General features: G+C 66.0%; 11 protein-coding genes and 1 pseudogene. 6 read left to right on the forward strand and 6 right to left on the reverse strand.

The window, feature by feature from the left end:
• The first annotated feature begins 41 nt into the window (after positions 1–41).
• Positions 42–1,100, forward strand: a complete 1,059-nt coding sequence (locus ACJASC_RS01195; RefSeq protein ID WP_415142831.1) for an acyltransferase family protein — start codon at positions 42–44, stop codon at positions 1,098–1,100.
• Between the two features lie 6 nt (positions 1,101–1,106).
• On the opposite strand, the gene ACJASC_RS01200 is transcribed toward ACJASC_RS01195, so the two are convergent.
• Positions 1,107–1,925 (reverse strand): sulfotransferase family protein, encoded by an 819-nt coding sequence (locus ACJASC_RS01200; protein ID WP_415143052.1) that lies wholly within the window; start codon positions 1,923–1,925, stop codon positions 1,107–1,109.
• A 137-nt stretch (positions 1,926–2,062) separates the two neighbouring features.
• Here ACJASC_RS01200 and ACJASC_RS01205 point away from each other — a divergent pair, with 137 nt between their 5' ends.
• The gene (locus ACJASC_RS01205) at positions 2,063–3,634 is read left to right on the forward strand and encodes a DUF5928 domain-containing protein (RefSeq protein WP_415142833.1); all 1,572 of its coding nucleotides are present in this window, start codon (positions 2,063–2,065) and stop codon (positions 3,632–3,634) included.
• 10 nt (positions 3,635–3,644) lie between these two features.
• Complete coding sequence (locus ACJASC_RS01210; RefSeq protein ID WP_415142835.1) at positions 3,645–4,010, forward strand: HIT domain-containing protein; 366 nt, start codon at positions 3,645–3,647, stop codon at positions 4,008–4,010.
• Between the two features lie 44 nt (positions 4,011–4,054).
• Here ACJASC_RS01210 and ACJASC_RS01215 read toward each other — a convergent pair whose 3' ends face one another.
• The gene (locus tag ACJASC_RS01215; protein ID WP_415142838.1) at positions 4,055–5,062 is read right to left on the reverse strand and encodes a mechanosensitive ion channel family protein; all 1,008 of its coding nucleotides are present in this window, start codon (positions 5,060–5,062) and stop codon (positions 4,055–4,057) included.
• 30 nt (positions 5,063–5,092) lie between these two features.
• A complete protein-coding gene (locus tag ACJASC_RS01220) occupies positions 5,093–6,046 on the reverse strand; it encodes an ABC transporter ATP-binding protein (protein WP_415142840.1) in 954 nt (317 codons plus the stop codon).
• 106 nt (positions 6,047–6,152) lie between these two features.
• Between ACJASC_RS01220 and ACJASC_RS01225 the strand changes: the two are divergent.
• The 3 genes and pseudogenes from ACJASC_RS01225 to ACJASC_RS01235 form a co-directional block, all read left to right on the forward strand.
• A pseudogene (locus ACJASC_RS01225) lies at positions 6,153–6,326 on the forward strand (zinc-finger domain-containing protein); the annotation flags it as partial.
• Positions 6,327–6,489: 163 nt separating this feature from the next.
• Entirely contained in the window at positions 6,490–9,285 is a 2,796-nt protein-coding gene (gene polA / locus ACJASC_RS01230; protein ID WP_415142842.1) for a DNA polymerase I, read from the forward strand.
• Between the two features lie 83 nt (positions 9,286–9,368).
• Positions 9,369–9,863 (forward strand): pyridoxamine 5'-phosphate oxidase family protein, encoded by a 495-nt coding sequence (locus tag ACJASC_RS01235; protein ID WP_021693157.1) that lies wholly within the window; start codon positions 9,369–9,371, stop codon positions 9,861–9,863.
• Between the two features lie 189 nt (positions 9,864–10,052).
• Here ACJASC_RS01235 and ACJASC_RS01240 read toward each other — a convergent pair whose 3' ends face one another.
• From ACJASC_RS01240 to glcF, 3 genes are all read right to left on the reverse strand, one after another.
• Positions 10,053–10,523, reverse strand: coding sequence for an Hsp20 family protein (locus tag ACJASC_RS01240; RefSeq protein ID WP_415143054.1), 471 nt, complete (start codon positions 10,521–10,523; stop codon positions 10,053–10,055).
• Positions 10,524–10,667: 144 nt separating this feature from the next.
• The gene (locus tag ACJASC_RS01245; RefSeq protein ID WP_415142845.1) at positions 10,668–11,486 is read right to left on the reverse strand and encodes a trypsin-like serine peptidase; all 819 of its coding nucleotides are present in this window, start codon (positions 11,484–11,486) and stop codon (positions 10,668–10,670) included.
• Between the two features lie 81 nt (positions 11,487–11,567).
• Positions 11,568–12,857 carry a glycolate oxidase subunit GlcF gene (gene glcF, locus ACJASC_RS01250; RefSeq protein ID WP_415142847.1) on the reverse strand — a complete coding sequence of 430 codons (1,290 nt, stop codon included), beginning with the start codon at positions 12,855–12,857 and terminating at the stop codon, positions 11,568–11,570.
• Between the last annotated feature and the right edge of the window lie 30 nt (positions 12,858–12,887).

The raw sequence follows: 12,887 nt of genomic DNA on the forward strand, positions 1-12,887 counted from the left end.
CCTGACGACCGATGCCAGATGGAGCGAACCGAAAGGCAGATATGACCGCGCCCAGCACCCTCGCCTTTAGCCGTGTCGAAACGGATGTGCTGAAGGGTTTGGCAATCTTGGGCATGTTCGTCCATCATCTGTTCGCTCTGCCAGGGCTGATCCGGCCTCCTGCCGAATATCTGCCGCTACTGCCCGGGGTGCCGCTCGAATACATGCTGGGGCGTTACGGCAAGGTCGTGGTCGCGATATTCCTGATGATCAGCGGCTATGGCTTGGCTCGCGCCGCGCTGGCGGGGGCACCGGGCGGGCTACGTCGGGTCCTGGCACGCCTGCTGCAATTCGCGGGCGTATTCTGGTTTTATTTCGCGGTACTCGTGCCGATCGGCGCGCTGTTCTTCTCGGACCGGTTGTTCGAAGGCACGCCGCGCTACGCCCTCGATCCCTATCGCCTCGTGACCAATGCTCTGATGCTGCGCCACGACTATAATTACGAATGGTGGTTCACCGAGGCCTACGCGCTGGTCCTGCTCGCGTCTCCGGTGCTGCTGGCGCTGGCGCTGGCGCGGCGCATGGTCTGGGCGGTGCCGGTCTCGCTCGGGCTGTTCGGTCTTGGTGCGGTGATGGACATGCTGCGGCTCGATCCGGAGCCTCTCTCCCTGTCCGCCGGGCTGATCTGGCAATTCCCCTTCGTGATGGGGGCGCTGATCGCGCGGCATGGCGACCGGGTGGCACTGACCGCGCCGCGCGCGGCCGGGGCAGCAGTGTTGCTCGGAGCGATGACGCTCGTCGTGGAGGCCATGGCCCCCTTCGCCATGACACCGGCGCTGATCCTCAGCGCCCCCCTGAGTGCCGTGCTCTGGATCTGGGCCGCGCGGCACATGGGGCGGATGACCCGTCCGCTTGCGGCGCTGGGCGCGCTGTCGCTGCCGCTGTGGCTGATCCACAGCTTCTTTGCCTACTACTTCCTCCAAACTTTCATCTATGCGCCACGGCTGTCGTTGCTGGTGATGGCCAATCTACTGGCATGCTCCGTGGCGACGGCATGGGGCCTCGAATGGCTGCGCCGGGCCATGTTGCGCGGCGTGGCCGTGGCACGACGGCCCGCGTGATCCGCGTCAGGCTGCGAGCCGGGCGTGCACCGCATCGAGGTCGATCTCGCGCACCGGGTCCCGTCTGGACGGATCGTCGATGTCATAGCCGAACAGCTCGAAATCGCGGCCATAGACCTCGCGCACGAGATGCATGCACAGGTCGTCGAAGAAATCCTCGACCGGGTGGGCGCGTCTGGGCCCGTGCCCCTCGCTTTCGTTGAAGCGCGGCATCGCACCCAGATCGACCGGGTGACGCAGCGGCGCGTGTGACAGAACCGCGCCCATGCCCGCGTTGAAGGCCTCGGTATGCACGATCCGGTCATAGCGCCCGCCGCCCCGGATCAGCGTCGAGACATGGCCCGACATGTCCGACCAGTGGATGTCGGGGTCCATTGGCTTGCGCCATCTGATGGTATCGCGCGCGAACAGCAAAAAGCGGCGAAAGCTGCGGATCTGGTCGAATTCAAAGCCGGTTTCGGGATCGCCCACCTCGATCCCGTATTTCTGCACCAGCAACGGCACGAGGTTGCCGCGATAGCGGCGCCCGTTGCGCTGGATGCCGCAGATCTTGTCGAAGAAGGACGACAGGATGCGTCCGTAGGGATTGCGCACGCAGGTGAAGACGAGGCTCTTATGCGCGGTCACGTTGTCGGTGATCGGGCCTTGGCTGCGCTCTTGCGCCCATTTGTGCAGGCCCTCCTGCGCATCGTGGATATCGCCGTCGAAGAACCGGCCGTGATCCGAGCGGTACATGATCTGACCGATCGTCGAGCAGGCGCATTTGGGCACCACGCGGTACACCATGCTTTCGCTTTCGGTCATCCATGTGCCCGGAAATCCCATATCCTGTCCCATCCGCTGCCGCGCCTAGGCCACATGGGGCCCCGAAATGCCTATGGACCTGTTTATGCGCCGGCTTCGCGCGCTATCAAGGCGCAAACCACGCATGGCCCCGCCCACGTGGTGCCCGGGGAACGCATATGACGCGCATCGCCTTCATCCTGTTGTGCCACAAGGATCCCGAGGCGGTGATCCGTCAGGCGCGCGGTCTCGCCGCCTCGGGCGACGCAGTGGTGGTGCATCTGGACGCGCGCGCCGCCCTTGCCGACTGGCGGCTTCTGCAGGAGGGTCTGTCGGGGCATGAGGGCATCGCGCTGGTGCGGCGCAGACAGCGCTGCGGCTGGGGCGCATGGAGCCTCGTCGCCGCCACGATATCGGCGCTGCGGCTGGGGCTGGAGCAATTTTCGGATGCCACACATTTCTACCTCGTCTCGGGGGACTGCATGGCGATCAAATCGGCCGCCCATGCCCATGACAGGTTGCAGGCTGATCCGGCGGACTGGATCGAAAGCGTCGATTTCTTCGAGAGCGGCTGGATCAAGACCGGGATGCGCGAGGAGCGTCTGACCCGCTGGCACCTGTTCAACGAGCGCGATCGCAAGAGGCTGTTCTATGCCAGCCTCGCGCTGCAGGGCAGGCTGGGGATCGCGCGGGCGATCCCCGCCGACATCCGTCCGATGATCGGGTCGCAATGGTGGTGCCTGAGACGCGCCACCGTGGAGGCGGTTCTGCGGTTTCTCGACGCGCGCCCGGATGTGCGCCGCCTGTTCCGCTGGAGCTGGATCCCCGACGAGACGCTGTTCCAGACGCTGGTGCGCCATCTCGTGCCCCGCGAGGAGATCCGCTCGCGCAGCCCGACATTCCTGACCTTCACCGATTACGGCATGCCCGCGACGTTCCACAACGATCATTACGACCTGCTGCTCGGGCAGGATGCGCTCTTCGCACGCAAGATCAGTCCCGGCGCCACCGGGTTGCGGGCGCGGCTGCGCGACCTGTGGGCCTCGGGACGGCGCGATTTTCCGACTGGGGGCGACGGTCGGCTGCTGCATGGGTTTCTCACCGAACGCGGTCGGATCGGCCTGCGCTTCGCGCCGCGCGCCTGGGACAGCGGCGGATCGCTCGGGGCGGGACGAGAACTGCTGCTTGTGATCAGCCACAAGAGGCATGTCGCCAAACGGCTCATGGGGTCGATCAAACACCACACCGGGTTGCGGGCCTTCGACTACCTGTTCGACGAGGAGGTGGCCGATCTGCCGCCGATGGGCGGCATCGAGCACGGTCTTGCCAAGAGGTCGCGGCATCGTCGCGCGACGCTGCGGCTGCTCTACGAGTTGCACGCTACAGACCGGATTGCCCTGTGCATCGATCCGTCGCGGATCGACCTGATCCGGGACGTGATGAAGGACAAGGCGGCGCTGCGGCTTCTCGAAATCGATGCGGGGATTGACGACACCTATCTGCGCGCACATGCGGTGCGCAGCGCGCTGGCAGGCGAGAGCGATGCCGGGTTGGATCTGTTGATGCCCACCCTGCGCCAGCAGATGGAGGCCGAGACGCGCGAGCTTCGCGAGGCCGGATTTGCCGGGCATTACAGGCTTGTCGAAGGGGCGGGGGCAGAGGAGAACGGCGCGGCGCTTCGGGCCTTTCTGGAAATCACGCCCGAGCTGGCCCGCGACATCGCCGAAACGCCGCATCTGTTCGATGACTGAGGAGAAAGCAATGCGCTTCGATTACGACGACCAGAACATTTTCGCCAAGATCCTGCGTGGTGAGATCCCCAACAAGACCGTGCTCGAGACCGAGCACAGCCTCGCCTTCGAGGACATCGCGCCGCAAGCGCCGGTGCATGTGCTGGTGATCCCCAAAGGGGCCTATGTGAGCTACGACCATTTCGCGCGGGACGCCTCCGACGCGGAAATCCTCGACCTCAATCGCATGGTGGCGAAGATCTGCGAGACGGCCGGGGTCGAGGAGGGGTTTCGCGCCATCTCCAATGCCCGACTGCACGGGGTTCAGGAGGTGCCGCATTTCCACCTGCATATCCTCGGTGGTCGGCCTCTGGGCCGAATGCTGGAGCGCGACTGAGATCCCGGCCGCCCCTGGCACCGCCGGGGGGCAAGGCACGGGGGTCACCCCTCCTGCCGGCCCGCCTTGGCAATGGCGTCGGCGATGCGGCGCGGTTCGGGGCTGTCGCCCTTTTGCGGCCAGCCTTCGCGCTGGGCGGTGCGGTCGCCGTCGGTCGCCTCGGTCTGATCGTGGAACAGCACCATGCGCGTCGGGTAAGGCAGATCGACGCCCGCCTCGTTCAGCGCGTTGTAGACGTCGCGGATCACCCGGCCCCAGACATGGACCACGTCCGAGCGCTTGGAGTCCGTCCACCAGCGCAGCCGCACCGTGTTGCCGTCGGCATCCATGCCCCACGGGATCGCCTCGGGGGCCGGATCGGAAAGCACGCCTTCGCATGTCCCGGCAGTCTCGATCATGATGCGGCAGGCCTCGTCGAAATCGTCCGAGCAGCCGATCAGCACGTCGTATTGCGAGCGGCGCTTGTCGAAGGCGGTGTTGACCACCACGGCGTCGGTGTAGATGTCCGAATTCGGGATCACCACGCGGCGGCCGTCATAGGTCTTAATGAGCGTGGCGCGGGTCTCGATCCGCTCGACCGTGCCCTCGTGCCCGCCCGAGACGATCTGGTCGCCCACCTCGAAGGGCTGGCGGATCAGGATCAGGATGCCCGCCAGCATGTTCTGCAGGATATCCTTGAAGGCGAAACCGATCGCGACCGAGCCGATGCCGAGGCCCGCAAAGAGATCGCCCGGCGAGATCGACGGCGCGACGACCGTCACGGCGAGCATGAGGCCGAGGATCGTCACCAGCCAGCGCAGCAGGCTCGCGCCGACATCGCCGAGATTGTCGCGACCACGCTTCTTGCCCGAGCGGCGCACGAGGGCCGCCACGCCGCGCGCGAGAAACCAGAAGACGACAAGAAGCACCAGCGCCACGGCGATATTGGGCAGCAGCCGGAAGAAGCCGTCGACCCATGCGTCGATCTTCTCGAAGATGTTGCCGGTGTCGGCGTCGACGCCCGCGAGGCTGTCGATGTTCTCGCGCGATGCGGTCTGTGTCTCTTCTTCCATGCGGTCCCTCCGGTGATCGGAGGGGCAACCTCACGCGGCGGAGACGGGTTCCTTGGCCTTGGAGGTAAGCTGCAGGAACACGTCCTCCAGATCCGCCTCCTCCGTCTTCACGTCGATCAGCGTCATGCCGCCCGCACGGATCGCGTCGAGCACCGTGCCCGCGCCCATCACCCGCGCGTCGTAGCTGAAGGCCAGTGCGCCGCCCGGCCGTTCGCTGACGCTGACGCCCTCGGGCAGGGGCGGGATCGCCGTGGGGCCGCCGGGGGTGACCACCAGCGTCTTGGCCCCGACGCGCCCGACGAGGTTCGCGGTGGTGTCGCGGGTGATGACGCGGCCCTGATCGATGATCGCAATCTCGTCGCACATCTCCTGCGCCTCTTCGAGATAATGCGTCGTCAGGATGATCGTCGTGCCTTCCTGCTCATTGAGCTTGCGCACGTTGCGCCACAGCATGTTGCGCAACTCGATGTCGACGCCCGCCGTCGGTTCGTCGAGCACGAGGACGCGCGGGCTGTGCACAAGCGCCTTGGCGAGAAGGAGCCGCCGCCGCATACCCCCCGAGAGCGAGCGGGCATAGGCATCGGCCTTGTCGGCGAGGCCGACCATCTCCAAGAGCTCCATGGTGCGGCGCTGCGATTTCGGCACGCCCCAGAGCCCGGCCTGCACGTCGAGCGCGCCGCGCGGCGTGAAGAACGGGTCGAGCACCAGCTCCTGCGGCATCACTCCGATCGCGGCGCGGGACTGGCGCGGGTTCACGTCCTGATCGAAGCCCCAGATCTTCACGCTGCCTTCGGATTTCAGCACCAGACCGGCCATGATGTTGATCATCGTCGACTTGCCCGCGCCGTTGGGGCCGAGCAGGCCGAAGATCGACCCCGCCGGGATCGTCAGGTCGACGCCGTCGAGCGCGAGCTTGGCCGGGGACTTGGCGCTCGGGGCATAGGTCTTTCTGAGGCCCGTGATCTCGATGGCGGCGTCGGTCATGATGCGTCCTTTCGCGTCTTGTCCCTGCGGGTGGGGCGGCTAGAATGTAGTCCGATCAGGGCCGGGTCCATGCCCGGCCGCTCCCGTTAGCAAGGCAAGGCCCCTCATGACACTTCCCGCGCCCGAGACCAAGATCGTCGACACCTGGCGCATCGCCTGCGACGGCGGCAGCGCGGGGCTGGGCCATCCGCGCGTCTGGCTGATGATCCCGCACGACACCGGCTGGGTCGACTGCTCCTATTGCGACGCGCGCTACATCCACCGCGAATACGCGGAAAAGGGCGCCGAAGGGCTCGAGGAGATCACCCGCGGTCAGGACCGTTCGGGGCAGGAGAACGAGACCCGCTGAGGCGGGCTTTCCCGGCATCATCGAAGAATCTTCTCTGAAACCTTCCGGGGTTTCGGCTAGACAGACACGCGACATCGCAAGAGGGGACGCGGGCATGACGCAATTCGGCAAGGGGTGCCACCTGCACCTGATCGACGGCTCGGCCTTCATCTTCCGCGCCTACCACGCGCTGCCGCCGCTGACGCGCAAGTCCGACGGGCTACCCGTGGGCGCGGTGTCGGGCTTCGTCAACATGCTGCAGCGCTATATCGACGGCAATACCGGCCCCGACGCCGCCACCCATGTCGCGGTGATCTTCGACAAGGGCAGCCACACTTTCCGCAACGATCTCTACGATCTCTACAAGGCCAACCGCGAGGCGATGCCCGAGGACCTGCGGCCGCAGATCCCGCTGACGCGTACCGCCACCGAAGCCTTCAACATCGCCTGCAAGGAGAAGGAAGGCTTCGAGGCCGACGACATCATCGCCGCGCTGTCGTGTCAGGCGCGCGATGCGGGCGGGCGGGTTACGATCATCTCGTCGGACAAGGACCTGATGCAGCTCGTCGGCGACGGGGTCGAGATGCTCGACCCGATGAAGAACCGCCGCATCGACCGCGACGGCGTGTTCGAGAAGTTCGGCGTCTGGCCCGACCGCGTCGTCGACGTGCAGGCGCTCGCTGGCGATTCGGTGGACAACGTGCCGGGCGCGCCCGGCATCGGCATCAAGACGGCGGCGCTCCTGATCAACGAATTCGGCGATCTCGACACGCTTCTGGAGCGCGCGGGCGAGATCAAGCAGCCCAAGCGGCGCCAGACCCTGATCGATCACGAAAAGCAGATCCGGCTGTCGAAGCAGCTTGTGGCGCTCGATTGCGATTGCCCGCTCGATTTCACGCTCGACGATCTCGAGATCCGCGATCCGGACCCCGAGACGCTACTGGCGTTCCTGGCCGAGATGGAGTTCCGCACCATAACCCGCCGTGTCGCCGAAAAGCTCGGGACCGAGCCTCCGGTGGTGCCCGAAGTGGCGGCGACCGAATGCGCGGAGCCTGAGCCGGAGGTGCCCTTCGATCACGCCAGCTATCAGAAAGTGACGACGCGCGAGGAGCTGCAGGTCTGGATCGACGCGATCCGCGAGTTGGGCCATGTCGCGGTCGACACCGAGACCACCAGCCTCGACGAGATGCGTGCCGAGCTGGTCGGCGTCTCGCTGGCGCTGACGCCGGGCCATGCCTGCTACATCCCGCTGTGCCACAGCGAGGGCGGCGACGATCTCTTCGGCGGCGAGAAGCTTTGCGAGGGGCAGATGTCGATGGAGGAGGCGCTGGCAATGCTCAAGCCGGTGCTGGAGGACGCCTCGATCCTCAAGATCGGCCAGAACATGAAGTACGATCTGAAGATCTTTGCGGGTCTCGGGATCGACGTGGCGCCCTTCGACGATACGATGCTGCTCAGCTATGCGATGCATGCCGGGCTGCACAATCACGGCATGGACACGCTCAGCGAACGCTATCTCGACCATCTGCCTATCCCGATCAAGCAGGTGATCGGCACCGGCAAATCCGCCGTGACCTTCAACCGGGTCGGCATCGACGAGGCAGTGAAATACGCCGCGGAAGACGCCGACATCACGCTGCGCCTGTGGAAACGGTTCAAGCCCGAGTTGCATCGCAACCGCGTCACCACCGTCTACGAGACGCTGGAGCGCCCGCTGGTGCCGGTGCTGGCGCGGATGGAGCGGGCGGGCGTCGAAGTCGACCGCGAAGTGCTGTCGCGCATGTCCAACGCCTTCGCGCAGAAGATGGCGGGGCTCGAGGCCGAGATCCACGCCAAGGCCGGGCGGCCCTTCAACGTCGGCTCGCCCAAGCAGCTCGGCGAGATCCTGTTCGACGATCTGTCGCTTCCGGGTGGCAAGAAGGGCAAGACCGGGGCTTATGCGACGGGGGCGGACATCCTCGAAGACCTCGCCACCGAGCACGAGCTGCCGCGCCTCGTGCTTGACTGGCGGCAGATCTCCAAGCTGAAATCGACTTATACCGACAGCCTGCAGGAGCATATTCATCCCGAAACGGGGCGGGTGCATACCTCGTATTCCATCGCAGGCGCGAACACCGGTCGTCTCGCCTCGACCGATCCGAACCTGCAGAACATCCCGATCCGCACCGAGGAAGGCCGCCGTATCCGCGAGGCTTTCGTCGCACCTTCGGGGCGCATTCTCGTCTCGCTCGACTATTCCCAGATCGAGCTGCGCATCCTTGCCCACATGGCCGGGATCGAGGAGTTGAAGCAGGCGTTCCGCGAGGGGCAGGACATCCACGCCGCCACCGCGTCCGAGATGTTCAACGTGCCACTGGATGAGATGACGCCCGAGATCCGGCGGCAGGCCAAGGCGATCAACTTCGGCGTCATCTACGGCATCTCGGGCTTCGGTCTCGCGCGCAACCTGCGCATTCCGCGCGATCAGGCGCAGGGCTTCATCGACCGCTACTTCGAACGCTTCCCCGGCATCCGCACCTATATGGACGAGACCACGGCCTTCGCAAAGGTCAACGGCTATGTGCAGACGTTGTTCGGGCGGCGTATCAACACGCCTGAAATCAACGCCAAGGGGCCGGGTGCCGGCTTTGCCAAGCGCGCGGCGATCAACGCGCCGATCCAGGGGACCGCGGCCGACATCATTCGCCGCGCGATGATCCGCATGGACGACGCCATCGCGAGCGTGCCCTCGGCGCGGATGCTGCTCCAGGTCCACGACGAATTGCTGTTCGAGGTGGACGAGGCCGAGGCCGAGAAGCTGATCCCGATCGCGCGCGAGGTGATGGAAGGGGCCGCGGACCCGGCGGTGCATCTCGACGTGCATCTCGCCGCCGAGGCCGGGCAGGGGCCGAACTGGGCACTCGCCCACTGACGGAACCGCACCCGGCGCGCATCGTTGCATCTCCGAAGCGGGCGGCGGCATCGTGGCTGCCCGCGCAGGGATTGGAGCGACATATGAGCGAGCATAGCAACGAAGAACGGGTGCGGATGTTCTGGGATCGGCTCGCCGATCTGCGCGCCGGCATGGTGGGCATCAAGGGCACCGACCGCCTTGTACCGATGAGCCATCACGTGGATCACGAGACGGGCTGCCTGTGGTTCATCGCCGCGCATGGCGAGGAGTTGACCAACGCCGTCGAGACGAGCCCGCGCGACGCGCTGTTCTCGGTTTCCTCGGACAAGCACGGGCTTTATGCCCATGCCCATGGCACGTTGGAACTGAGCCACGACAAGGCCAAGCTCGATGAGGTCTGGAACGCCGTCGCGGCGAGTTGGTTCGACGACGGGCGCAACGATCCGGACGTGCGCCTGCTTTGCTTGCGCCTGCGCGAGGCCGAGGTCTGGACCACTACCACCAGCTCGGCGGCTTTCCTGTTTCAGATCGCCAAGGCCAAGGCCGTGCGCGAGGCTAAGCCGGATGTGGGCGACAACTATACGCTGCGGTTCTGAGGGACCGGTGAGACGGGTGATGGGGCGGTCCTTGGGGCCGCCCTTGTCGTGAGAGGACCCACCCTCTCGTTTTTGCGAAACGCGACGAGAGAAAGGCGCGGGCCCTTTCGGACCCGCGCCTTCGCATGCCACGACCGTCGCCTCACCGGCTGGTCGCGCCATGCACGACCGGCTGGAGTTCCGGTCGTATCAGTTGACCGCCTTTTCCTCGATGAGATTGGCGTCCTGCGGCTTCTGGCTCGCGATCTCGATGCGGCGCGGCTTGAGCGCCTCGGGCACTTCGCGCACGAGGTCGATATGCAGCATGCCGTCGAGATGGCTGGCCCCCGTGACCCGCACGTGATCGGCGAGGTGGAAGCGCCGCTCGAAGGCGCGCGTGGCGATGCCGCGATGCAGGAAGGTGCGGCCTTCGGCATCGTCCTCGGCCTTTCGGGCGGTGACGATGAGCGTGTTCTCGCGAACCTCCACGGCGAGGTCGTCGGCCCCGAAACCGGCGACGGCGATCGAGATGCGCCAGCCGCTCTCATCGGTCTTCTCGATGTTGTAGGGGGGGTAGTTGTTCTGGGTCGGCTCCCCGGCGAGCACGCGGTCCATCAGGTCGGCAACCTGATCGAAACCCACGGTGGCACGGTAGAGCGGAGCAAGGTCGAAATTACGCATGTCGGTCATCCTTTGTCTCAAGCGATAACGTCGTGATGGCCTTCCCATCATGGGACAGGCCGGACATCCGGAGCCCGGTGTGGCGCTCCGTGATTGCAATGTGGGTGGGGATTTTCGGGGATTCAAGATCCCCGCCATCGGATCTCAGGGGCGGACGAACCGCGCCCCGGTCTCGGTTCTCTGCCCGGCGCCGACGACCCGGACCTGTCCGGTCGACAGCCCGCCGAAGGCGCCGGTGCCGCTTGCCATGCGGGCGCGCAGGTCGGGCAGGGGACGCTCGAGGGCGACGCCGATGGCCACGTTCCTGCCTTCCATCTCGGCCTTGGCCGACACCACCGAGACGATCCGCGTCTCGCCTCCTTCAAAGCTGAAGACCGGCGAGCCGGAGGAGCCGTAATCCACGTCGCATCCCATGACCAGAAGACCGTTCTCCTCACCCAGCACGTCACAGGTCTGCTGCAGCGACGGCGCCTCGGCCCGGTCATGCGCATAGGAGACGACGCCCACCTGCGCTCCTGCCGAGACGCCGGTCACGGTTTCAAACGGAATGATGCGCGCCGAACGGATCGGTTGCGCGAGTTCCAAAAGCGCCACGTCCTCGGCGCTCGCTGCACCCGAGCCGGTGCCGACGAAGGCATAGCCCTCGGGCGTCAGCGCGCGGCGGATGCCGCGATAGGCCAGTGCGCGACCGCCGCGCATCCCGGCCTTGAACTCGATTTCGGTGGGGTCGATGCGATCACCGCTGTCGCGGTCATAGAGACAATGCGCGGCGGTGAGCACGAGATCGGGCGCGATCAGCGCACCGGTGCAGAACCCGCGCCCCCCGAGGTCGAGACGGCCCACGGCCTCCCAACCGCGCGCGTCGTCGCCCGTCACCATCTCGACGAGATCGTGCCGATCCGCGCGCACCGGCAGCGACAGGGCCACCAGCACCAAAAGGGCAACCGCGATGGCCTGCCTCATCTGCCCCCCTTCGGGCGGTCGGCGGGGATCGCGCGACCTCAGAATAAGACTAGGGCACCGCGGATCGGCTTCAAAGGGCAATCAAGCGGATTGTTTCGAAATCGCGGAGGGTTGAGGCCCTCCGGTCGCCCAATCGAGGAGCTGGACCGAATGCACCACCGGCACGCCGGTGCCGCGCCCGATCTGCATCATACAGCCGATATTGCCCGCCGCGATGACCTGCGGCTTCAGCACCTCCAACGTCTCGACCTTGCGGCTGCGCAGTTCGGCCGAAATTTCAGGTTGCATCAGGTTGTAGGTGCCCGCCGAGCCGCAGCACAGGTGGCTGTCGGCCGGCTCGAACACCTCGAACCCGGCCTGCTTCAGAAGCGCCTTGGGCCCCACCTTGAGCTTCTGACCATGTTGCAGCGAACAGGCAGCGTGGTAGGCCACGCGAAGCGGGGTCGCTTGGGTCCCTTCGGGCAGGCCGAGCTGCGTCACGATCTCGGACACGTCGCGGCACAGCCCGCCGATGCGCGCGGCCTCGGCCTCCATCTCGTGGCCAGCGAACATGTGGCCATAATCCTTCATGGTGGTGCCGCAGCCGGAAGTGTTGATCACCACGGCATCGAGCCCCTCGATCGACGACATCGAACGGATCAGCTTGGAGGCGGTGCCGCGCGCTTCGTCATGCTTGCCCATATGCTCGGTCAGCGCGCCACAGCAGCCAACGCCTTCGGGGATCACCACTTCGCAGCCGAGCCGGGTCAGAAGCCGGATCGTCGCATCGTTGATATCGGTATCGAGCGCGCGCTGGGCGCAGCCGATCGACAGCCCGACGCGCATCCGCCGTTCGCCCAGCGCCGGGAACACCTGCGGGTCGTCGTTGCGCGACACCGGCGGGATCTTCGCGGGCGCCATCTCCAGCATCGCGCGCAGCCGCTTGTCGGGCATCAGCCCCTTCAGGGGCTTGCCGAGCTTGGCCGCCAGAAGTGCCAACCGGAACCGCCCCGGATAGGGCAGGATGCACGCCAGCGTCCAACGCAGCAGCCGGTCCATCACGGGGCGTTCGTAGTTCTTTTCGATATAGCCGCGGGCTTGGTCGATCAGGTGGCCGTAATGCACGCCCGAGGGGCAGGTGGTCATGCAGGCGAGACAGCCGAGGCAGCGGTCGAGATGGGTGACGGTCTTGTCGTCGGGGACGCGCTCGTTCTCGAGCATGTCCTTGATCAGATAGATGCGGCCGCGCGGGCTGTCCAATTCGTCGCCCAAGACCTGATAGGTCGGGCAGGTCGCCGTGCAGAAGCCGCAATGCACGCAGGACCGCAGGATCGCATTGGCCTCGGCGGTCTTGGGATCGCGCAGCTGCTCGGGCGTGAATGTGGTCTGCATGGGATCTCCGTCCGGGTCGGTGCCGGGTCA

Origin of the sequence: Limimaricola cinnabarinus (assembly GCF_047631075.1) — a bacterium.
Taxonomy (GTDB): domain Bacteria; phylum Pseudomonadota; class Alphaproteobacteria; order Rhodobacterales; family Rhodobacteraceae; genus Limimaricola; species Limimaricola cinnabarinus.